Raw genomic sequence first — 21,171 nt, forward strand, 5'->3', positions numbered from 1 at the left:
AGCGGGGAGGCGGGAAACCCCTCCCCGCATTCAGATTGGTTGACTGCAGGAGGTTTATTGGAGTGGAGCATTTCCTGGAACAGGTGTTGAACGGCTTACAACTGGGACTCATGTACGCCCTGATTGCCCTGGGCTACACCATGGTTTACGGAGTGGTGCAGCTGATTAACTTCGCCCACGGTGATGTCTTTATGGTGGGGGCTTTTCTCGGCTACTTTGGCTTTGCCGTATGGGGGTTGCCCCTGCCCGTGGCCATACTTACGGCCATGGTGGCCTGTGCCCTGCTTGGGGTGATCATTGAACGGGTAGCTTACCGTCCCTTGCGTTACGCCCCGAAAATTGCCGCCCTGATTAGCGCCATCGGTGTATCGCTCTTTTTAGAGTACTTCAGCAGCCTTAAGTTCGTATTTGGCCCCAATTACCGGGTGGTGCCGCGACCTTTTCCTGAAGTACACTGGAATATTGCAGGCCTCTCCGTCAGCAATATTCAAGTGATTGTTTTTGTGGTTGTTCTGTTCATGCTTATCCTGCTCCAAATACTAATTTACCGTACGAAAACTGGTATGGCCATGCGCACGGTGGCCGTGGATCATAACGCCGCCCGGCTGATGGGCGTAAATGTGGATACCACCATATCCATTACCTTTGCCATCGGGTCGGCCTTTGCCGCCCTGGGAGGCGTTTTATACGCCATTGCCTATCCCCAAATTCACCCCTTCATGGGTATCATGCCCGGTTTAAAGGCCTTTACCGCCGCCGTACTGGGCGGAATCGGGATCATTCCGGGAGCAGTACTGGGCGCGCTTATAATGGGTCAGGTGGAAACCCTGACTTCCGCCTATATATCTTCCCAAATGCGAGACGCCATTGCCTTTGCCATTTTGATTCTGGTTCTCCTATTCCGGCCTACGGGGCTGTTGGGCCGTACGGAAACAGAAAAAGTATAACGTATAACGTCATAAAGCAGGTGAAGGGGCAGATGAAATTATCACGCAATACGTTTTTCTTCTTTGCAGGGGCAGCGGTCTCCTTTGCCCTGGTCAAAGCCATGCAATTTAGTGGAATGCTTACTCCCTACTGGCAACTGGTGCTGGACCAGGCGCTGATTATTGTCATCGGTGCCCTGGGGCTTTCCATCATTTACGGCTTCACCGGGCAGTTTTCCCTAGGCCATGCAGCTTTTTACGGTCTGGGAGCTTATACGGCCGGAGCCCTGGACAAGGTCTATGGAAACGGCAACATGCTGTTTTTCTTTCTATCCCTTCTGGCCGGAGCTACGGTAGCAGGTCTGGTAGCATTGCTGATCGGCCTGCCCATTTTAAGGTTGCGTTCCGACTACCTGGGCATCGCCACCCTCGGGTTTGGTATTATTGTTAGAGTAGGCATGGAAAACGGCAACAAGCTGTTCCCGGTGCTGGGTGGAGCCACGGGGATGAGCGGCACACCCCAGGTAGCCCACTTCGATCTGATCTTTATCTTGACACTGATTGTAATTCTGCTGGTGCGTAATTTCATTTTTTCTACTTACGGTCGTGCCTGCACCTCCATCCGGGAAGATGAAATTGCTGCCGATGTAATGGGCATTGATACCACCCGTTACAAGGTCATGGCCTTTGTCCTGGGCTGTGCCTTAGCGGGCCTGGCCGGAGGCATTTACGCCCACCGTTATCCCTTTTTGCACCCGGCCAGTTTTGATTTCCTGAAATCCTTTGACTTCCTCCTCATTGTGGTGCTGGGCGGGCTGGGAAGCATGACGGGCACTATTGTCACGGCAGTGGGCTGGGTCTTCTTGCTGGAAGTTTTGCGTGTGGTCCTGGGACAAAACTTTATTGACTGGCGCGGAGTTATTTACGCCCTCATTCTAGTCGTTTCGATTATCGTTAGACCCCAGGGTCTTTTCAGCGGCAAGGAATTGCGGTTATTAGTCCCTGATCATCTGAAAATGGTGACCGGAAAGGAGCACACCCATGCCGGTTCTGGAAATTAGTAACCTGTCCAAAGCCTTTGGCGGCCTCAAAGCAGTGAACAATTTTAGCTTAAGTCTGGATGAGGGAGAGATTGTCGGCCTCATTGGCCCCAACGGTGCGGGCAAAACCACAATTTTCAATTTGATCACCGGCCTTTACAAACCAACCGCTGGTACCATACATTTTTGTGGAGAAGATATTACAGGCTTACCACCTTTTAAAATTTCCCAGCGGGGCATAGCTAGGACATTTCAAAATATTCGCCTTTTCAAGGGAAACACGGTGCTGGACAATGTGCGGGCAGTGTTTCATCCCCGCATTAAATATAACTTTTTTGATGCCCTTTTACGAACGCCCCGGTATAACGCTGAAGAAGCAAGGGTTACCCGGGAAGCAATGGAACTGCTGGAGGCATTGAACCTGGCTCACCGGGCAAATGAAAAAGCAGCCAACCTGGCTTACGGGGATCAACGGCGGTTGGAAATTGCCCGGGCGCTGGCCACGCACCCCACACTGCTGCTCCTGGACGAACCGGCGGCGGGAATGAACCCGGCGGAAGTGAAGCGCATGGTGGAATTAGTCCGCTACATCAAGGAGAGATTCAAACTGACGGTATTACTAATTGAACACCAGATGGGTATGGTTATGAACCTGTGCGAGCGGCTTGTGGTCATGGACTTTGGACAAATTATTGCAACAGGTACGCCCCTGGAAATCCGAAACAACCCGGTGGTTTTGGAGGCCTACCTGGGCAAGGGGGCGACGGTGGCTTGATCCTGCAAGTAAAAGATCTGGAAGTTTATTACGGTTCCATCCGGGCATTACAGGGGATTTCCTTTTACGTCGAGAAGGGGGAAATAGTTACCCTTATCGGAGCCAATGGCGCAGGGAAATCCACCACCCTGCGTACCATCTCGGGGTTGTTAATTCCCCGCCAGGGAGAAATATATTTCCAGGGCCAAAAAATAAATCGCACCCCGGCCCACCAGATAGTGAGAATGGGTATTTCCCACGTGCCGGAAGGGCGGCAAATATTCCCCAATCTCACCGTCATGGAAAACCTCTTGATGGGAGCCTACACCCGCCGCAACCGGTCCGAGGTACAGGAAAGCCTGGAAGAAGTACTGAACCGTTTTCCCCGTTTACGGGAACGGGCCAAACAGCTGGCAGGCACCCTGTCCGGCGGGGAGCAACAAATGCTGGCCATGGGCCGGGGATTGATGAGCAAACCCACTTTGCTTATTCTGGACGAACCGTCCATGGGCCTGTCGCCCCTGCTGGTAGAAGAGATCTTTGAAATTATCAAGAATATCAACCAGCAGGGAACTACTGTACTCCTGGTGGAACAAAATGCCTATATGGCCTTGCAGATAGCTCACCGGGCGTACGTGCTGGAAACAGGCCGCATTGTCTTAAGCGGTACCTCAGCAGAAATACAGGCCAATCCACAAATTCGCAGCGCCTATCTGGGCGAAGTGGAGGAGGGGGCATAAAATGTACGATGTAGCCATTATCGGAGGTGGCCCGGCAGGCTTAACGGCCGGGATTTATGCTGCACGAGCAAAACTCAAAAGCCTGTTAATTGAACGGGGTATGACTGGTGGCCTGGCAGCCACCACGGAATTTATCGAAAATTATCCGGGTTTTAGCGAAGGCATTGGGGGCCCGGAACTGATGAGCCGGATGGAAGCCCAGGCCAGGCGTTTTGGCCTGGAATTCCTTAATTCCAATGTTGAGGCCCTCAAAAAAGAAAACCTGAACTTCATAGTAAAGACAGAGGACACTGAGATCGCGGCCCGTACGGTCATTGTAGCCACCGGGGCGCAACCCCAAAGGTTAAACGTCAGAGGTGAAGAAACTTTTTATGGCCGGGGTGTCTCTTATTGTGCCACCTGTGACGGGGCCTTTTTTAAAGACAAACACGTGGCGGTAGTGGGCGGTGGAGACGCGGCAGTAGAGGAGGCCATGTTTTTAACCAAATTTGCCACCCGGGTGTTTATCATTCACCGGCGCGGTGAATTAAGAGCCACCAAAATCGTACAAGAGCGGGCCCGGCAAAACCCGCGCATAGAATTTATCTGGCACAACGTAGTGGAAGAAATCACAGGCAAGGAAACCGTAACCGGTGTACGCATTAAAGACGTCCGCACCGGCCAAACCAGCGAATTGCCCGTTGATGGGGTGTTCATTTACATTGGATACAACCCCAATTCTTATATAGTGAAAGAACTTGTTAAGCTGGATGAACGGGGCTATATCCTCACCGACGCAAATATGCAGACTAGCTGTCCCGGCCTGTTTGCCGCGGGCGACGTTCGGCAAAAGTCCCTGCGCCAGGTAGTTACCGCCGTAGCCGATGGCGCCATTGCGGCAGTCAGTGCGGAAAAGTACCTGGAACAAAACCGGTAACAAGACCAAAAAAGAAGCTGTATCGGTTGATACAGCGGAGAAAGGGAGAGGAGATTAGGTTGTTGTCAGCCTTTGCCCTTATTGTACCCATTACCCCGGAAGCGGAAAAGTTTTGCCGGCCAAACGGTTATATTTACTTCCTTAGCGGAAAATAACAGCTCTTACAGTTCAGCGACCCCTTCGTTTCATGGTGGACCATATTTTTTTTCCTCGCGGTTACCATTCGGCAGTTTATAAAAACCATCTGACTGATACCTGCAGCATTCCAGCTGCCCCGGTTAGCAAAAGTTTTTATAATAGTTTTTATAATTTCTTTTCTTCACATAACAATAGATGCCGTGGGGGTGGTTTTTTCAGTTATAATAAAAAGGGGGAGGGGTACGAATTGAAGGATGTAGCAAGCCTTATGGAAAGATTTCGGGGCGGCGACCCCAGAGCACTGGCCCGGGTAATCAGTTACCTGGAAAATGAAGAGCCTGTGGTTGAACATATTATGGAACAGATTTATCCTCTAACGGGCCAGGCGTATATTGTGGGTATTACCGGTTCCCCGGGTGCAGGCAAAAGCTCCCTGGTGGACCGTCTCACAACCCTGTTGCGCCAGAAAGGGGAAACCGTAGGTATTGTGGCAGTGGATCCTACCAGTCCCTTTACTGGAGGGGCACTGCTGGGAGACCGTATAAGAATGCAAAACCACGCCACTGACCGGGGCGTATTCATACGGAGCATGGGTACCCGGGGGAGCCTCGGTGGACTGGCCCATACCACCGGGGAAGTGGTTAAAGCTATGGATGCTTTTGGCTTTTCCTGGATTATAGTGGAAACAGTGGGGGTGGGTCAGGCCGAACTGGATATTATGCACCTGGCCGATACCACTGTGGTGGTGTTAACCCCGGGGACAGGGGACGCCATTCAAACCATTAAGGCCGGTATTATGGAAATAGCCGATGTCTTTGCCATCAACAAGTGCGATTTACCGGGGGCAAACAAAATTGCCGCCGAAGTGGAAATGATGCTGGATATGCAGGGGGACCGTTTAAACTGGCGACCCCCGGTGGTAAAGACTTCTACCCTGGATGGACGGGGAGTAGCCGAACTGCTTGCGGCCATTGAAAGCCACCGGAAGTACCTGCTCCAGGATAAAGCCCTCGGGGAAAGACGCTGGTTCCGGGCGCGAAACGAGACCCTGGAAGTGGCGCAATACCTCTGGCAGCGCATTATCACCCAGGAGCTTGAGTATATCAGTCCCATTCTGGATGCGGTTGCCAGGAGGGAAAAAGATCCTTACCGGGGGGCACGGGAGATAACCAGATACCTGCTGGAGAAATATAACCAAAAACTGGGATCAGGGTTTAAAATAGATACCAAAGAAGGAAAGGTTGGGTATAATAACTTATAATCAAAATATTCTTGAGCTGAAAGGAGTGGGTGTTACCAGATGAAGGTTACCTTTTTGGGCCACGCAGCCTTTTTCCTGGAGGGAGAGGCCAAGGTATTAATCGATCCCTTTATTACCGGCAACCCGGTAGCCACCGTTCGGGTTGAAGATCTGCACCCGAACCTGATCCTGGTCAGCCACGGCCATGGCGATCACCTGGGGGATGCAATTGAAATTGCTAAAAGGTCCGGCGCAACGGTAGTTTCAGTTTTTGAACTGGCCAGTTATTGCAGCCGTCAAGGTGCACAGGCCCACGGCATGCACATCGGAGGGAGCCATCAATTTGGTCCGGTAAAAGTAAAATTAACGCCCGCCTGGCACGGCAGCGGACTGATTACCAACGGACCGGCTGAATATCTCGGCACTCCCTGCGGTTTTGTTTTTACCCTGGACGGAAAGACCATTTATCATGCCGGAGACACCGGGCTATTTGGGGACATGGCCATGGTGGGACGCCTGCATCCCATTGACCTGGCCCTGTTGCCCATCGGGGATAACTTTACCATGGGCCCCGAAGACGCCCTGGAAGCAGTACACCTGATTAAGCCAAACCTGGTCATTCCGATGCACTACAATACCTGGCCCCTGATTGAACAGGATCCCCAGGAATTCAAGCAGGCGGTGGAAGCACAAACACCGGCGCGGGTAATCATTCTCGCCCCGGGAGAGAGCTATGAAGTCTAATCACCAACCGGACCCGGTCTGGATGCGGGAACAGGGACAAAAGCTCCTAACATTGTTTAACCAGGCCCTGAACCAGCTGCAGGCGCTCCCACCTGACCCGCAACTGGCCAATTACGCAGCCTTCCTTCACGGGCAGATTTACGGCCTGGCCATTGCTTTACATTTTCTCTTCCCGGGGTCCGGTAATCTGGGGGAAAAGGCCGCTTTAATGGTAAGACCCGTTCTTACCGAACACCGGTGTGAATGTGAAGGTTAAAGAGGAAGGTTAAAGAGGAGGCTTACCTGAACGGTAGCCTCCTCTTTTTGTTTCTCTTTTTTCCTTCCCTTCTAAAAATTGCCTGACCAGCGTCACACCACCCGAGTTTCCCTCATATTATAAACCAGAACGATGCACCCGGGTGTCGTTCAAAAACGAAAAATCTAATACCATATAAAAGGAGGAATTTATGATGCCCGATGTGGTGGAAAAACCGGAAGTGGGGACCAAGGCTACTAGCGTCACTGAAGTTTTTGCGGGTATTTTCTTGATTCTAATCGGCCTTTTGTTGATCAGGTTCGGGTTCTTCTTCGCCGGTGCTCTGGTTGCCGTGGTAGGACTGGTTGTCCTGGCCTTTTAGAGCCGGTATGCTACCGGTGCCCGTGAGGAACCTTTTCCTAACCAGGAGGGCTACACCAGTGTAGCCCTCCACCCGCATCTTAGATGAAAGGATGTGCAGAGCGTGAGCTACGAAAAGCCCATCCACGAAGCTCTCGATGACCTGGTGGAAAAACTGGAAAGCCTGCAGGCAGAAAAAAGCGGTCAGATTGAAGACACTGGAAAAGTGTCGGCCAGCCTGGACCGCCTGGCGGAATTAATTGCCGATCTTGAAGTACAGCGTTCACGGGAAAATAAACTGACCCAGAAGCTGGAAGTAGTCATTAATCAACTGGAGCGTCTGACCAAGGAACCTCTTTTTCGTTCCGAAGCCCAAAAAAAGGATCTGGAGCTCACACTGCGCAAGATTATCGCCGGCACCAGAACAGTCGGTCAGGTAATTGAAATCATCGCCAACAGCGTACAGATCATGTTTGATTCCATACTGAAAACCTTCAATGACTTTAAGGTAACCGCCAATCAAAACACCCGCAGCAGCAAGATCAATTCCCTGGATCTGGCCAGGGTTCTAGAACCTATGAACACCTTTTTAAGGAGCCTGGCCACAAACATAGAAAAAAAAAGTAACGCTGAATCAACGGCAAGTTCGGAAGATACCCCGGGTGTTAGCGGTAGCAAGCAGGCATAGGGAGATGGGGCCGATGAAGCTTTTTGCCCGCCATGAAAAACTCTCCAGCATAGTACTCTTTAAAAAACCCGCTTTTGACGGGAAGGAGTTGCGCAGGGAATACCAGGACCTTCTCCAAAAACACGGCGCCACCCGCATTGAACCTCTGCCTTTGGTAAACGGCGTAGTTTGCAATTTTTCCTTAGGGATTCAGTTGCAGGCCTTGAGAGAAGAGGAAGAAGTGGCTGTCCTGGAAGAAAATCTTCAGGTAAAACTGCATCCGTTCGAGGTGCAATCAAAAAACATCTTTTTGGAACAGGAGAGTTACCAGATCATCCCCTGGGGTATTCACCGCATTGGAGCCGACCAGCTCTGGTCCCAGGCCACGGGAGAAGGCATGAAAGTAGCCGTTTTGGATACGGGAATTGACCTGCACCACCCCGACTTACAGGAAAATATTGCCGGGGGCGTAAATTTTGTGGAACCCCACCTTCCCCCCCAGGATGATAACGGCCACGGCAGCCACGTGAGCGGTACAATTGCGGCCGTAAAAAACAACTATGGTGTGGTCGGTGCCGCTCCCGAAGCCAAACTTTACGCCGTAAAGGTTCTCAACCACAAGGGCGAAGGGTATTTCGCCGATGTAATCCGGTCTCTTGCGTGGTGCCTGGAACAGGGCATCCAGGTGGTTAACCTGAGCTTCGGCTCCAACACACCCAGCCAGGCCCTCCATGAGATCATCCGCCAGGTAACCGGCAAGGGAATGATTGTGGTAGCTGCAGCCGGCAATGACGGCACAACCCGTTCGGTGGACTATCCCGCAGCTTATCCGGAAGTAGTGGCGGTAGGTGCAGTGGATGAAAAGAACCGCCTGGCCTCCTTTAGCAGCCAGGGGCCGGAAATTAATCTGGTCGCCCCGGGAACCCGCGTACTTTCCACCGGAAACGGAGGGTTGTTCTGGCGATTAAGCGGTACCTCCATGGCTACTGCTCACGTCAGCGGGACAGTGGCCTTAATATGGTCCATGGCACCCCAGCTAAATGCCGGTCAAATCCTGCGTAACCTTTATTCATCGGCGGAAAGGCTGCCCGACCTGTCCCGTGAACAACAGGGAGCGGGGCTGGTACGGGCGGATCTGGCCAGCAAAAAACTAAGCCGGAGGAAAGGAGAAGAACTGGAAACCTCAGCAATGGAAACAACTGGTGCCGATCAGGTACATGAACCAGGCCACCGCTTTCCACCCCTGCACTTTGGCCCTTTGTTTCGGGGACCAGTGAGGGAAGAATAAAAAGAGGGGGTAGCTTCGAAAGCTACCCCCAATTTATTTTAGCTTTTACCCTGCTGGTTCATTAACTGCATCACATTGGCCAGCAATTGGTTCAATGCCTGATTATCCTGCTCACTGAGGGACTGGCGCATAAATTCTATGGCACTACTAAAAAAACCCATCAAAGCTGCCGGATCAACACCGGCCTTTATCTGTTCCAGTGTGGCCGGATCGATGTTCTGGAGCAGATTACGCAGGGGTTCGGGCAACATGCCCAAATCCAAAGGCGTTTTTTCCATCTACTCTTCCCCTCCTTTAATTTGATACTATATATATGTGTGTGCTTATTTTTTTGCCCCCACTACCAGAATTCGAAAAGGGGAGAGTGTGCGCGGTGCCATATTCGGTGGTAGTTTGTGACGTGGAAACTACGGGTTTAAATCCTCAACATAATGAAATCATCGAAATAGCTCTCCTCCGGCTGGAAGAAGGAGAAATAACCGGGCAATTCCACAGCCTTGTCCGCCCGCGGCAACGGGTCCCAGCGACCATCCACCGTCTAACCGGCTTAAGTGATGAACTTCTGGCCACCGCCCCGCCACTGGACGAGGTTTTGCCATCAGTAATGGATTTCCTTGGAAACAACTCTTTAATGGGTCATAACGTATCCTTTGACCGGGATTTCCTGCAAGCCGCGGCGGGCACCCCGATCGCAGCTCAGCTTTTTGATACCCGGGAACTGGCCCGCATCCTTTTACCCAACGCCCCTGGCTTTCGACTGGCCGACCTTTGCCGTTTTTTGGGGATAGAACAAAGGCGCGTCCACCGGGCACTGGATGACGCTCTGGCCACGGTCTCCCTTTATCGCCGGCTGCTCGATAAGGCCGCGGAAATGGAGGGGCAGGTGTTGTTATACCTGGCCGCCTTTTTGCAGCGGGCCGGATCGGCCTGGGCAGACGAAATAGGCCAGCTGGCCTGGCAATCCCGCTCAAGGAAGATTACCCGTCCCGCCTTCTTTTTGCCCCCTGAACCGGAAGAAACACAGGAACCGGTTTGCCCGCGAAACCTTCCTCAATCCTCCCGGGAACTGGCCGCTTTGCTGGAGCCCGGCGGTCCCCTGGCTCTCCACCTGGAGAGTTACGAATACCGCCCGCAACAGGCACGTATGGTAGATGCGGTAACCCGGGCCCTGGAGGAAGAAAAATTTTTGCTTATGGAAGCCGGCACGGGAACGGGAAAATCCATGGCCTACTTGATCCCGGCATTTTACTGGTCCCTCTCCCGGGGGCAGCGTGTCCTTATTGCTACGCGAACCATTAACCTGCAGGAACAGCTATGGCAAAGGGATATCCCCCTGGTGAAAGCGGCCCTCGGTTGGTCCTGCCGCACGGCACTGGTTAAAGGCAGGCAAAATTACCTGTGCCTGCGGCGCTGGTTAAATACCCTGCAGACCCGTGACTGGACTGCTGCGGAAGCAGCTTTCTATGCCCGCATACTGGTCTGGACACAAGAAACCACCACCGGGGACAGGAGCGAACTCAATCTTTCCAGTTTAGAGCAGGAACTCTGGCAGGAACTGTGTGCCGATAGTGAAGCCTGCCTGGGCTCCCGTTGCCGGTGGTTCGCCCGGGCCTGTTATGTTTCCCGGGTCCGGGGCCAGGCTGAGAGGGCTAATCTGATCATTGTCAATCATTCTCTCCTCTTTTCCGATGTGCGGGCTGAAAACCGCGTACTTCCAGAATATGCCGCTCTGGTGGTGGACGAAGCGCATCATCTGGAAGACGCGGCCACTGAACAACTGGGGCGCGCAATTTCGCGCACCGTGCTCTTCCGCTGGTTAAACAAGCTCAACCGGCTCCTGATCCGCTTGAGCGAACTGGCACCACCCCGGGGCGATTCTTCCTGGCTTTCCAGCCTCCAAAAGGTCCGGGATACCAGCCACAGGGCATTCCAGGGGGCGGAGTCGTTCTTTAACGCCTTGCAGCAGCTGGTAATCCAGCAAGCTTCCATTCAACAAAAAGAAAATACACGCAGGCACGTCCTTCGCTTACAACCGGGCTTAGAGGGAGATATCACTGCCGAGCTGCAATCGGAACAGGCAAACCTCCTTTTCTGTCTCAAGGACTTGTTGACCGGCTTGAAAAAGCTTATAGATCACCTGGAATCCAGCCAGATAGAAGATGAGAGCTGGGCCGGCCCGACCTGGGAGCTATCATTCCATACCACAGAGGGTACCAGGATGGTGGCGGACCTGGAATCCATTCTTCAGGGTACCCTGGAGAAAAACGTTTACTGGGTCGAAGTACACGAAGGAGGGGAAAAGACCAGCTGCAGCCTGCGGGCCGCGCCAATTCAGGTAAATAAAATACTTTACGAGCACTTGTATCAAAGTAAAAAATCAATCATTTTCACCTCAGCAACCTTAACGGTCGAAGAATCGTTTGATCATTTTATGGAACGTACCGGTTTGGACCTTATTCCTCCCGAACGTGTAGTAACCATGCAGGTGGACTCACCATTTCGGTATGAATCCCAATCCCTGCTATGCATTGTGAGAGGGCTGCCTACTCCCGGAGAAGGGTCCGAAGATATATACTTCGCCACCGTGGCAAGTACGCTCCTGGACCTGGCTGAAATTACGGGCGGTCGCATGCTGGTCCTATATACCTCCCACCGGGCACTGCAGGAAACCTATCGCCGGTTAAAGCCCGTATGTGAAGAAAGGGATATCTGTCTCCTCGGCCATAATCTTGACGGCAACCACTGGCAACTCGTGGAGGAATTTCGCACTTCTCAAAGGGCTATCCTAATGGGAGCGTCCAGCTTCTGGGAAGGTGTGGACATTCCCGGACCGGCTTTAAGCTGTGTGGTCATGGTCAAACTCCCCTTTTGGGCTCCCCAGGTTCCAGTAGTGGAAGCACGCCTGGAAGAGCTGGCCTCCCAGGGGAAGGATGGTTTCCGCCATTTCAGCCTCCCCCAGGCCATTATTCGCTTTAAACAGGGCTTTGGCCGGCTAATCCGGACAGCCCAGGACCGGGGTGTTGTGGTGGTTTTAGATGGACGCCTGCTGGACAAAAAATACGGCCGCCATTTTTTGCATTCTCTTCCTTTAAAAAGCCACATCCAGGGAAACCGCCACCTGATTATGAAGCGGATTGCTCACTGGTTTGCCCACCCCGGCAGCCAGCCCAACTGGCCTGCAATCAACCAACCCCAAGAGGTAGAGCGATTTGCCTCTTCCAGTCAACAAAAGAAATTTAATCTCTAAAACTGTCACATTTCGGCCAGCGGCACATACTATATTAAGGACCAACATAGTAAAGGGGTGAGTTGTCTTGCGCGTGTATTTCGTGCGGCTGCCATCCTTCATAAGAGCCCTTTTGCTGAGGGTTTGGAAATAGGATCGGGGACAGGCCAGAAACCTGTCCTTTTTTTTGTTCCCTTGTAATATTGTGATCTCCGTCATTTTCCCAGCGGAGATTTTTTTATACTTTAAAGAGGATTTACCATTGAGGCGTCGAAAGTATATCTTAAAAATTACATAGCATTTATTGTTTTAGCGAAATTGACCCCTATCATATTCGAAAAGGGGCAAGTTCTTTACAAAAGAGGGATTGAAATGAAAACTATCAGACTCAACGAAAGTGAAGACAGGGATTTTATCGAACGTGTATCCCGGGAAAGCGGACAGGCAGTGGAAAATTGTTACCAGTGCGGGAAGTGTACCGCCGGTTGCCCGGTGGCCTTTGCCTACGACTTAATGCCCCACCAGGTAATGCGCATGGTACAAATGGGATTAAAGGAAGAGGTACTCCGTTGCCAGAGCATCTGGCTCTGCGCTTCCTGCGTTACCTGTACGGTCCGTTGCCCCCGGAAAATTGATGTGGCGATGGTAATGGATACCTTGCGGATTATGGCCCGGCGCAAGGGCATGGTACCTCCGGGCAGGGGACGCAACGTAGCCCTGTTCAACAACAATTTCCTGGGGTCCATTCAAAAGTACGGGCGGTTGTTTGAATTTGCCACCATGGTCATGTTCAATCTTAAAACCGGCCAGCCTTTCCGGGAAGCCAATACGGGGCTAACCATGTTAAGGCGGGGCAAGTTAAAGTTATCGGTAACAAAACCACGGGGACTGGAAGAAATTAACCGTATTTTTGAAAAAGTACGCCAGGCGGAAAAGGAGGTTTAAGCGTGAAGTTTGCCTATTATCCCGGTTGCAGTTTGGAAACCAGCGGGAAGGAATACGATCTTTCCACCCGGGCGGTAAGTAAACACCTGGGTATTGAACTTAAGGAGGTCCCCGACTGGAGTTGCTGCGGGGCTACGGCCGGACACAGTACGAGCCACCTTCTGGCCCTGGCCTTGCCTGCCCGCAATCTGGCCCTGGCCGAAAAAACAGGTCTCGACGTAACCGCACCCTGTGCTGCCTGTTACCAGCGCCTGGCCCTGGCCTGCCACGAATTGAACCAGAACCCCCAGTTGCGGGAAAAAGTCAATGAAATTACAGAGCGGCCTTTTCACGGCAAGATTAAGGTGTTATCCATCCTGGAAGTGATCAGTTCCGTTGGTTTGGAGCAAATTCGGGCCCAGGTAGTGAAACCCTTAAAAGGGCTGAAAATCGCCGCCTATTACGGCTGTCTTTTAGTGCGGCCCCGGGCCATCCAGATCGATGATCCCGAAAACCCGCAAATTATAGAGCAAATCATGCAGGCCGCCGGGGCGGATACGGTGGACTGGCCGCATAAGACCGAATGCTGTGGGGCTTCCCTGGCGATAAGCAATGAAGAAGTAGCCATTCCCATGGTTTCCCGTATCCTGAAGGCGGCGGCACTCTCCGGTGCCAATTGCCTGGTGTGCGCCTGCCCCCTGTGCCACTTCAACCTTGACATGCGCCAGTTGAAAGTTAATCGATTGCAGGGAACCAATTACCACTTGCCGGTATTTTACTTTACCCAGCTTTTGGGAGTGGCCATGGGTTTGAATCCGCAGGACTTGAGCCTGCATACCCATTTTGTAGATACCGGCCAGGTACTTAAACTGGTTGGTTAGACTATCACCGACAAGGAGCGATAGAAGTATGCAGCGTATCGGCATCTTTGTCTGCTGGTGTGGTTTAAACATCGGCGCGGTGGTAGACATGTCCCGGGTAGTGGAAGCAGTTTCCAAATTTCCGGGAGTGGTGTACGCCACCGACTACAAGTATATGTGCTCTGAACCCGGGCAGGAAACCATTATCCAGGCAGTGCGGGAACACCGCCTGGACCGGGTGGTGGTAGCCTCCTGCTCTCCCCGCCTCCACGAAGCTACCTTCCGCAAAACCCTTGCCCGGGCTGGATTGAACCCCTATCTTTTAGAAATGGCCAATATCCGGGAACAGTGCGCCTGGGTACATCAACGGGAACCAGAAAAAGCCACCCAGAAAGCCATCGAATTAATCCGCCGAGCCGTATCCAAGGTAAGCAAGCTGGAACCCCTTTTTGAATCCACCATTCCCGTCACCAAGCGGGCGCTGGTCATCGGCGGCGGCATTGCTGGTATGCAGACCGCCCTGGACATTGCCGACGCCGGTTACCAGGTCATCCTGGTGGAAAGGGAGCCTACCATTGGCGGGAAAATGGCCATGCTGGATAAAACTTTTCCCACCCTGGATTGTTCGGCCTGAATTATCACGCCCAAGATGGTTGCTGCGGCGCAGCACCCTAATATAACCCTGTTTACTTACGCCGAAGTAGAAAAGGTAGAAGGTTATATCGGCAATTTCGAAGTGACCATCAGGCAAAAAGCCCGCTCCGTCGACCATAGCAAATGCACCGGATGCGGCACCTGCTGGGAGAAATGTCCCACGAAGGTGGTAAGCGAATACAATCTGGGAATGGGAATGCGCAAGGCCATTTACATCAGCTTTCCCCAGGCTGTACCCAACAAACCCGTTATCGACCGGCAACACTGCAGGCAGTTTACCATGGGTAAATGCGGCGTTTGCCAGAAGGTTTGCCCGGCACAGGCAATCGATTACCAGCAGGAAGACCAGTTAATTAAGGAACAGGTGGGGGCCATTGTTGTGGCCACCGGTTATGACCTGTTCGAATGGGAGCAGGCCTACGGCGAATACGGTTACGGGCGCTATCCCGATGTAATCAGCGGGCTGCAATTTGAAAGGCTGAACAACGCTTCCGGGCCAACGGGAGGCAAGATTTTAAGGCCCTCCGATGGGAAGGAACCGAAAAACGTGGTTTTCATCAAGTGCGTAGGTTCCCGGGATGCAGCCAAAGGGAAGGAATACTGCTCCCGGACATGCTGCATGTACACGGCCAAACACGCTCACCAGGTGCTGGAAAAAATCCCGGGTTCAAAGGTCTACGTCTTTTACATGGATGTCCGGACCCCCGGTAAGGCCTACGAGGAATTTTACCTGCGCACGGTCCATGAAGGTGCCCGGTATATCCGCGGCCGGGTATCCAAAATTTACCCCGAAGGTGACCACCTGGTGGTCATGGGTGTGGATACCCTTTTGGGCCGGCCGGTAGAAATAGCCGCGGATCTGGTGGTGATGGCCACGGCCATGGTACCCAGCAAAGGATCGGCCGAAATTGCCCGCATTGTGGGCTTTTCCACTGACCAGGACGGATTCTTTATGGAAAGCCACCCCAAACTGCGGCCGGTGGAAACCAATACCGCGGGAGTCTTCCTGGCCGGAGCCTGCCAGGGACCTAAAGATATCCCAGATACCGTTGCCCAGGCCAGCGCGGCCGCGGCAAAGGTATGTGCATTGTTCTCCCGCAGCGAGATGGCCGTGGACCCCATGATTGCCCAAGTCAACCAGGCCCTTTGTTCCGGTTGCCTGGAATGCAAAAACGTCTGTCCCTACCGGGCCATTGAAACGGCAACGGTCACCGAACGGGTGGGCGGTAAAACGGTGGAACGCACGGTGGCCAGTGTTAACACCGGACTGTGCCAGGGATGCGGCGCCTGTACCGTAGCCTGCCGGGCCGGGGCAATCAACGTCAAAGGCTTTACCAATGAACAGGTACTGGCGGAGGTGGACGCACTGTGTCTGTAACAGAACAATGGGAACCTAAAATCATCGGCTTTTGTTGTAACTGGTGCAGTTATGCCGGCGCCGATCTGGCGGGCGTTAGCCGTTTGAACTATCCCACATCAATCCGGGTGATCCGGGTGCCCTGTTCGGGAAGGGTTAATCCTGTTTTCATCTTGCGCGCCTTCCAGAGGGGGGCTGACGGTGTGCTGGTGAGCGGGTGACACCCGGGGGACTGCCACTATGTTAGTGGCAACTACCATACTCGACGGCGCTACCTTATTTTCAAGCGCCTGCTGGAATACGTTGGCTTTGAACCGGGGCGCTTCCAGGCCCGCTGGATCAGCGGCTCCGAAGGGGCTAAGTTTGCCCAAACAGTGGAGGATATTACGGCACAAATTAAAGCCCTGGGACCGAATACCAAGATGAGACAGAAAACAGTGCCGAAACCTGCTGATGTTTCCACCGGGGTGAGGGTGGAATGAGTGAACTAATGAAAATCCAAGAAAATTTGAGGGAGACAGCCCGGAAATTGTTAGCAGGTGGGGAGGCCAACCTGGTGATCGGTTATGCCCCGGGCAGTGAAGTAAGCCGGGTAGTTCCCGCCTTCATCAGCCGGGAAGATGAGGTGGACCGGCTGGTCTGGAATCCCCTCTGTATCAATAATCTGGCTAAATACCTGCTGGATTACCGTCATGAACCGGGGAAAGTGGCGGTGGTAGTCAAAGGCTGTGATTCCAGGGCCATCATTCGCCTGCTGCAGGATAACCAGATCACCCGGGAAAAGGTGATCATCCTGGGCATACCCTGCCCGGGTCTGATCAACCCGGATCTGGTGGCAGCCCGCCTTGACCCGGGAGCACAAATTACGGCTGCAGCCGTCAGTGAGCAAGACTTTTCTTTGCAGACAGGGGAGGGAACTTTCACTTTTACCCGGGACGAGGCCCTGCTCGGGAAGTGCCGGGACTGCGAACAACACACCCCGGTAATTGCCGATTTTATGCTCGGGGAAGAAATACCGCCTAACGATCCGGGGGATCCCTTTGTCGCAGTAAAAACGCTGGAAGAACTACCGGTAGAAGAAAGAAGCGCATACTGGGATAAGCAGTTCAGCCGGTGCCTGCGGTGTTATGCCTGCCGCAATGTTTGCCCGGCTTGCACCTGCCGGGAATGTGTCTTTGACCAGGCGGAACCCTGCTGGGTGGCTAAAGCCAATAACCTCTCGGAGAATACTGCTTTTCACATCATCCGGGCCTTTCACGTGGCCGGACGATGCGTGGATTGTGGTGAGTGCGACCGGGTATGCCCGGTAAATATACCCCTTTCGCTCCTCAACCGGAAGATATTAAAAGACATTAAGGACCTGTTCAACGTCCCCACTCCGGGTACCAGTCTGGAAGAACTGCCGCCCTTAGGGGCATTTACCAATTCCGATCCCGATGAATTTATGTAGAGGGGGACACCCGATGGAAGCATACACCATTAGCAGGGATAATTTAAGGGCCTGGCTCGATACCCTGGCCAGGGATTATACCTTAATCGCTCCCGTCAGGGAAGAAGAGACCGTTTCTTTATTTAAACCCGTAAGGGGCTTTGCCGAGATAAACCTGGGTTATACCAACAGCACGGTATCCCCAAAGGGCTGGCTTTTCCCCCAGACGGAAGAAATGTTTTTCTTTTCCACCGGCGATGGTCAGATTACCCTCGCGGACGCGCAAACTCCCGGACCGGCCGTACTGTTTGGCCTTCGCCCCTGCGATATTAAAGGGATCCTGGCTCTAGATCCGGTTTTTAATGGTGCCTACCAGGACTGCTATTACCAGAAGCGCCGCCAGGATACCATTCTGGTAGGCCTATCCTGTACCCGGGTGGAACGCCACTGCTTTTGTACTTCCATGGGAGGAGGTCCCACCGACGGGGAAGGAGCCGACCTTTTATTAACAGACATGGACGATGGTTACGGCATCGAGGTGCTAACCCCCCGGGGAGAGGAACTGGTCAATAGGTACCAACAGTACTTTGACGCTGACCGGGAAAACCGGGTAATTCCGGCTCGCGAGGAACTGGGCAAAAAATTAGCGCAGCAGTTTACCCGTAATGTGGACACTACCGGCGTAAAAGAATTCCTGGATCAACACTTTGAATTACCTTACTGGGGCGAGCTTGCCCGCCGCTGCCTGGGCTGTGGTATCTGTACCTATATCTGCCCGACCTGTCACTGCTTCGATATCTTCGACCAAAGTACGGATGGGGAGTCGGGAGTACGGTCGCGCTGCTGGGATTCCTGCATGTTCAGCCACTTTACCCGTATGGCCGGCGGACACAACCCCCGGCCCACCCAAAAGGAACGGGTACGCAACCGTTTTCTGCACAAACTGAAATACCACCGGGACCGTTACAACCTGGACGGATGTGTTGGTTGTGGCCGCTGCGTCACCAGGTGTCCGGTAAATATTGACGTCCGCCAGATCATTGCCGACCTGCAGGAGGTGGCCCGGCATGAGTAACTGCCACTGTCGCAACCCTTTAAAGCCTTATCCAGCCACCATCGTGAAAATTATCGATGAAACCCCGGACGTGAAAACCTTCCAGATGGTGTTCGATGACCCGGAGGTAATGGAAAGCTTCCGGCAAAAGCCGGGCCAGGTGGCCCAGCTTTCAGTGTTTGGTGTGGGGGAGGCTACCATTTCCATTACTTCCTCACCCACCAGGAAGGGCATCCTGGAGTTTAGCGTGAAAAAGGTGGGCATGCTGACCAGTGCCCTGCATCGCCTGGAACCGGGCAACAAGGTGGGTATCCGCGGTCCTTACGGCAACCACTTTCCGTACGAGGTAATGAAGGGCAAGGATCTTTTGTTCATTGGCGGTGGTATTGGCCTGGCTCCCCTGAGGGCACTCATTGATTTCGTGCTGGCCGAGGAAAACAGGGGGGACTACGGAAAGGTAGATATTATCTACGGTGCCCGGTCTATGGACGACCTTTGTTTTAAATACGACATCCTGGATCGCTGGCCCCAAATGCCGGGCACTACCGTCTACACCACCATTGACCGGACCGAGCCGGGCTGGGAGGGGCATGTAGGGTTTGTCCCGGCCTACCTTGAGGAAATCAATCCCTCCCCGGAAAACAAGTATGCCATTACCTGTGGCCCGCCCATCATGATCAAGTTCGTGCTGCAGGCCCTGGAAAAGATGGGTTTTTCCGACGACCAGGTGATCACCACCCTGGAACTGAAGATGAAGTGCGGCATTGGTAAATGCGGCCGTTGCAACATCGGCAGCAAGTACGTGTGCCTGGACGGGCCCGTATTTTACTTGAGCCAGCTAAAACAGTTACCGCCGGAATTTTAACATGCGCTAACAAGGCCCCAGCCCCTGAACAGCCAACGAAATGGCCTCTTCAAAGCGGGCAGCCAATGGCCTGGTACACCGGGGAAAATTGGCCCTTTACTGTAAAAACCCCGTTATGGCTAAGGGCGGGCGGTCGTCCGGCTCCCTGCAAGAACGGGGTGAAGTGCCGCTCAAGGTATTGAGTGGCAGTCTTCGGAAGAATGAAAAGACACCGTCTTTCAAAGACCGGTGTCTTTTTCACCACATATAATATTGCAGGTCCTTTTCCCGGGGTGATCAGGATGACAAAGACGTCACGTTGGCGCATTTATGTGGGGCTGTTTCTTTTAAGTGCGGGAGGGATATTGCTGGGCATAACCCTGTTGCTGCGCTAGAAAAGGATTTCGTACTAATCCCGTAGAAGTTAAAAGAGTTAACCTTGATCGCTGAAGCCTACCCCCAGTATGCCTCCCAGGGCACCAGCCACGAGGGCCAGGATCAATTTTTGGAGCAGGGAAACGGGCATGACCTGGGAGGGGAGTACGGTGGTGGCAAGCAGCCAGGAAACGAGGAAAAATAATACGGCCACCCCTAAACCGTGAAACAAACCCCGGTTCCCGGCCCGGCTCGCAGCGGAGCAGGCTCCCACCAGCACACTGAAGAAAAATAGACCTGCGGCAAACCAGGGCAGGCTGCTTTCAGAGAGGCTGGTAAAATAATAACCCGCACCTATTAAAGCGCTACCAAGAAAGGATATTGCCAGTCCTAAAAGAGTCCCCCGCAACACTTCCCAGAGGCTAAAGGAACCGGGAGTTTCCTGGTTGAGCAAGGTTGATCACCTCCGTTTTTTATTTTCCATCTATAGTAGGTGACCGTGGATAATATGACTAATTTTGGTCGGGAGAGGAAAATGGCAGGACAAGTTGTGGCTTATCCACTGGGGCAAAATTTATATCTCAATATCACCAACCGGTGTACAAACAACTGCCTCTTTTGCATCCGCCGCACCTCCGAGGGTATTGGCTATGATCTCTGGCTCAAACAGGAACCATCCCCGGAAGAGGTGCTTGCCGCCGTGCAAGACCCCACCTGCTACCGGGAAATAGTTTTTTGTGGTTATGGGGAACCGCTAATGCGTTTGGAAGTGGTCAGGGAAGTGGCAGAGCAGCTAAAAAAAAGGGGGGCGCAAATCAGAATTAACACTAACGGGCAGGCGAATCTAGTCTATAAAAGAAACGTGGTCCTGGAATTAAAAGACCTGGTAGATGCCATTTGTATCAGCTTAAACGCGCAGTCAGCCGACCGCTACCTGGAAATTTGCCAGCCTATATATGGGGAGAAAGCCTACCAGGCCGTGTTAGATTTTGCCCGCTGTTGCGTTGGACAAATTCCCAGGGTGGTCCTTTCGGTTGTGGAATGGCCAGGCGTGGACGTGGAAAAGTGCCGGGAAATTGCCCGCAAGCTGGGAACAGAATTCCGGTTGCGGCGGTTTTCCGGTACGCTCAAACAGGCATGAGCCAAAGCATCCCAGCGCCCCTGGCTTTAGGTCAGACGCCCGTACGAGGGTCTTTTTTTGCCTGGCGTATCACCACCCGCCCTTTCTGCAGGCTTTCCTTCGGAAGAAGAACCGGGGGAGTGGGATCATCAACAAAATTGTGTTCCCACTGACCATCGAGGTTAACCATAGTGGCCGAACCGGTGGCCTCCGGGATAAAGGCATCGCCTTTAGTAAAAGGTTGCTTTTTTTCCTTTTCCGTCACCACTTGTTCCTCCTT

At 53.0% G+C, this 21,171-nt stretch carries 23 protein-coding genes; 20 read left to right on the plus strand and 3 right to left on the minus strand.

Going from position 1 to position 21,171, the window contains the following annotated elements; translation table 11 throughout:
* The first annotated feature begins 62 nt into the window (after positions 1 to 62).
* The 11 genes from G7K71_RS00535 (at position 63) to G7K71_RS00585 (ending at position 9,048) form a co-directional block, all read left to right on the plus strand.
* Positions 63 to 947 (plus strand): branched-chain amino acid ABC transporter permease, encoded by an 885-nt coding sequence (locus G7K71_RS00535; protein ID WP_013822547.1) that lies wholly within the window; start codon positions 63 to 65, stop codon positions 945 to 947.
* Positions 948 to 979: 32 nt separating this feature from the next.
* On the plus strand, positions 980 to 1,987 hold the full coding sequence (locus tag G7K71_RS00540) for a branched-chain amino acid ABC transporter permease (protein WP_013822546.1): 1,008 nt from the start codon (positions 980 to 982) through the stop codon (positions 1,985 to 1,987).
* Complete coding sequence (locus G7K71_RS00545) at positions 1,968 to 2,741, plus strand: ABC transporter ATP-binding protein (RefSeq protein WP_013822545.1); 774 nt, start codon at positions 1,968 to 1,970, stop codon at positions 2,739 to 2,741. Before G7K71_RS00540 ends, G7K71_RS00545 begins: the two co-directional genes overlap by 20 nt.
* Positions 2,738 to 3,460: an ABC transporter ATP-binding protein gene (locus G7K71_RS00550; protein ID WP_013822544.1), complete on the plus strand. Its 723-nt coding sequence runs from the start codon at positions 2,738 to 2,740 to the stop codon at positions 3,458 to 3,460. Before G7K71_RS00545 ends, G7K71_RS00550 begins: the two co-directional genes overlap by 4 nt.
* A gap of 1 nt (position 3,461) precedes the next feature.
* The gene (trxB, locus tag G7K71_RS00555; protein ID WP_013822543.1) at positions 3,462 to 4,376 is read left to right on the plus strand and encodes a thioredoxin-disulfide reductase; all 915 of its coding nucleotides are present in this window, start codon (positions 3,462 to 3,464) and stop codon (positions 4,374 to 4,376) included.
* Between the two features lie 385 nt (positions 4,377 to 4,761).
* Entirely contained in the window at positions 4,762 to 5,775 is a 1,014-nt protein-coding gene (gene meaB, locus G7K71_RS00560; RefSeq protein ID WP_013822542.1) for a methylmalonyl Co-A mutase-associated GTPase MeaB, read from the plus strand.
* Between the two features lie 39 nt (positions 5,776 to 5,814).
* Positions 5,815 to 6,498 (plus strand): metal-dependent hydrolase, encoded by a 684-nt coding sequence (locus tag G7K71_RS00565; RefSeq protein WP_013822541.1) that lies wholly within the window; start codon positions 5,815 to 5,817, stop codon positions 6,496 to 6,498.
* Positions 6,488 to 6,754: a hypothetical protein gene (locus tag G7K71_RS00570; protein ID WP_013822540.1), complete on the plus strand. Its 267-nt coding sequence runs from the start codon at positions 6,488 to 6,490 to the stop codon at positions 6,752 to 6,754. Before G7K71_RS00565 ends, G7K71_RS00570 begins: the two co-directional genes overlap by 11 nt.
* Positions 6,755 to 6,944: 190 nt before the next feature.
* The gene (locus G7K71_RS00575; protein WP_013822539.1) at positions 6,945 to 7,115 is read left to right on the plus strand and encodes a hypothetical protein; all 171 of its coding nucleotides are present in this window, start codon (positions 6,945 to 6,947) and stop codon (positions 7,113 to 7,115) included.
* 102 nt (positions 7,116 to 7,217) lie between these two features.
* Complete coding sequence (locus tag G7K71_RS00580; RefSeq protein WP_013822538.1) at positions 7,218 to 7,781, plus strand: hypothetical protein; 564 nt, start codon at positions 7,218 to 7,220, stop codon at positions 7,779 to 7,781.
* Between the two features lie 13 nt (positions 7,782 to 7,794).
* The gene (locus G7K71_RS00585) at positions 7,795 to 9,048 is read left to right on the plus strand and encodes a S8 family peptidase (protein WP_052303831.1); all 1,254 of its coding nucleotides are present in this window, start codon (positions 7,795 to 7,797) and stop codon (positions 9,046 to 9,048) included.
* A gap of 38 nt (positions 9,049 to 9,086) precedes the next feature.
* On the opposite strand, the gene G7K71_RS00590 is transcribed toward G7K71_RS00585, so the two are convergent.
* A complete protein-coding gene (locus tag G7K71_RS00590) occupies positions 9,087 to 9,326 on the minus strand; it encodes a hypothetical protein (protein WP_013822536.1) in 240 nt (79 codons plus the stop codon).
* 95 nt (positions 9,327 to 9,421) lie between these two features.
* Between G7K71_RS00590 and G7K71_RS00595 the strand changes: the two genes are divergently transcribed.
* The 8 genes from G7K71_RS00595 (at position 9,422) to G7K71_RS00635 (ending at position 19,417) form a co-directional block, all read left to right on the plus strand.
* Positions 9,422 to 12,295, plus strand: coding sequence for a helicase C-terminal domain-containing protein (locus tag G7K71_RS00595; protein ID WP_166342770.1), 2,874 nt, complete (start codon positions 9,422 to 9,424; stop codon positions 12,293 to 12,295).
* 351 nt (positions 12,296 to 12,646) lie between these two features.
* Entirely contained in the window at positions 12,647 to 13,219 is a 573-nt protein-coding gene (locus G7K71_RS00600) for a 4Fe-4S dicluster domain-containing protein (protein ID WP_166342772.1), read from the plus strand.
* Positions 13,220 to 13,221: 2 nt separating this feature from the next.
* The gene (locus G7K71_RS00605) at positions 13,222 to 14,079 is read left to right on the plus strand and encodes a CoB--CoM heterodisulfide reductase iron-sulfur subunit B family protein (RefSeq protein WP_166342774.1); all 858 of its coding nucleotides are present in this window, start codon (positions 13,222 to 13,224) and stop codon (positions 14,077 to 14,079) included.
* A gap of 28 nt (positions 14,080 to 14,107) precedes the next feature.
* Positions 14,108 to 16,090 carry a CoB--CoM heterodisulfide reductase iron-sulfur subunit A family protein gene (locus G7K71_RS00610; RefSeq protein ID WP_166342776.1) on the plus strand — a complete coding sequence of 661 codons (1,983 nt, stop codon included), beginning with the start codon at positions 14,108 to 14,110 and terminating at the stop codon, positions 16,088 to 16,090.
* Positions 16,081 to 16,551 (plus strand): hydrogenase iron-sulfur subunit, encoded by a 471-nt coding sequence (locus G7K71_RS18975; RefSeq protein ID WP_313884851.1) that lies wholly within the window; start codon positions 16,081 to 16,083, stop codon positions 16,549 to 16,551. Before G7K71_RS00610 ends, G7K71_RS18975 begins: the two co-directional genes overlap by 10 nt.
* 74 nt (positions 16,552 to 16,625) lie before the next feature.
* Entirely contained in the window at positions 16,626 to 17,519 is an 894-nt protein-coding gene (locus tag G7K71_RS00625) for a Coenzyme F420 hydrogenase/dehydrogenase, beta subunit C-terminal domain (protein ID WP_313884852.1), read from the plus strand.
* Positions 17,520 to 17,532: 13 nt separating this feature from the next.
* Positions 17,533 to 18,573: a 4Fe-4S dicluster domain-containing protein gene (locus tag G7K71_RS00630; protein WP_166342780.1), complete on the plus strand. Its 1,041-nt coding sequence runs from the start codon at positions 17,533 to 17,535 to the stop codon at positions 18,571 to 18,573.
* The gene (locus G7K71_RS00635; protein ID WP_166342782.1) at positions 18,566 to 19,417 is read left to right on the plus strand and encodes an FAD/NAD(P)-binding protein; all 852 of its coding nucleotides are present in this window, start codon (positions 18,566 to 18,568) and stop codon (positions 19,415 to 19,417) included. The genes G7K71_RS00630 and G7K71_RS00635 overlap by 8 nt, the downstream gene beginning before the upstream one ends.
* A gap of 412 nt (positions 19,418 to 19,829) precedes the next feature.
* Here G7K71_RS00635 and G7K71_RS00640 read toward each other — a convergent pair whose 3' ends face one another.
* Positions 19,830 to 20,225: a TIGR04086 family membrane protein gene (locus tag G7K71_RS00640; protein ID WP_166342784.1), complete on the minus strand. Its 396-nt coding sequence runs from the start codon at positions 20,223 to 20,225 to the stop codon at positions 19,830 to 19,832.
* Between the two features lie 96 nt (positions 20,226 to 20,321).
* Between G7K71_RS00640 and G7K71_RS00645 the strand changes: the two genes are divergently transcribed.
* Positions 20,322 to 20,912 (plus strand): TatD family nuclease-associated radical SAM protein, encoded by a 591-nt coding sequence (locus G7K71_RS00645; RefSeq protein ID WP_313884853.1) that lies wholly within the window; start codon positions 20,322 to 20,324, stop codon positions 20,910 to 20,912.
* Positions 20,913 to 20,943: 31 nt separating this feature from the next.
* On the opposite strand, the gene G7K71_RS18980 is transcribed toward G7K71_RS00645, so the two are convergent.
* Positions 20,944 to 21,156 carry a hypothetical protein gene (locus tag G7K71_RS18980; RefSeq protein WP_207712561.1) on the minus strand — a complete coding sequence of 71 codons (213 nt, stop codon included), beginning with the start codon at positions 21,154 to 21,156 and terminating at the stop codon, positions 20,944 to 20,946.
* Between the last annotated feature and the right edge of the window lie 15 nt (positions 21,157 to 21,171).

It is taken from the genome of Desulfofundulus sp. TPOSR (genome assembly GCF_011393055.1).
In the GTDB taxonomy this organism is placed as follows: domain Bacteria; phylum Bacillota; class Desulfotomaculia; order Desulfotomaculales; family Desulfovirgulaceae; genus Desulfofundulus; species Desulfofundulus kuznetsovii.

Bases quoted from the DNA above. Each gene is read 5' to 3' on its own strand.
- G7K71_RS00540 (WP_013822546.1), top strand. From the start codon at position 980: ATGAAATTATCACGCAATACGTTTTTCTTCTTTGCAGGGGCAGCGGTC.
- G7K71_RS00545 (WP_013822545.1), top strand. From the start codon at position 1,968: ATGCCGGTTCTGGAAATTAGTAACCTGTCCAAAGCCTTTGGCGGCCTC.
- trxB (WP_013822543.1), top strand. From the start codon at position 3,462: ATGTACGATGTAGCCATTATCGGAGGTGGCCCGGCAGGCTTAACGGCC.
- G7K71_RS00565 (WP_013822541.1), top strand. From the start codon at position 5,815: ATGAAGGTTACCTTTTTGGGCCACGCAGCCTTTTTCCTGGAGGGAGAG.
- G7K71_RS00570 (WP_013822540.1), top strand. From the start codon at position 6,488: ATGAAGTCTAATCACCAACCGGACCCGGTCTGGATGCGGGAACAGGGA.
- G7K71_RS00575 (WP_013822539.1), top strand. From the start codon at position 6,945: ATGATGCCCGATGTGGTGGAAAAACCGGAAGTGGGGACCAAGGCTACT.
- G7K71_RS00585 (WP_052303831.1), top strand. From the start codon at position 7,795: ATGAAGCTTTTTGCCCGCCATGAAAAACTCTCCAGCATAGTACTCTTT.
- G7K71_RS00590 (WP_013822536.1), bottom strand. From the start codon at position 9,326: ATGGAAAAAACGCCTTTGGATTTGGGCATGTTGCCCGAACCCCTGCGT.
- G7K71_RS00600 (WP_166342772.1), top strand. From the start codon at position 12,647: ATGAAAACTATCAGACTCAACGAAAGTGAAGACAGGGATTTTATCGAA.
- G7K71_RS00630 (WP_166342780.1), top strand. From the start codon at position 17,533: ATGGAAGCATACACCATTAGCAGGGATAATTTAAGGGCCTGGCTCGAT.
- G7K71_RS00635 (WP_166342782.1), top strand. From the start codon at position 18,566: ATGAGTAACTGCCACTGTCGCAACCCTTTAAAGCCTTATCCAGCCACC.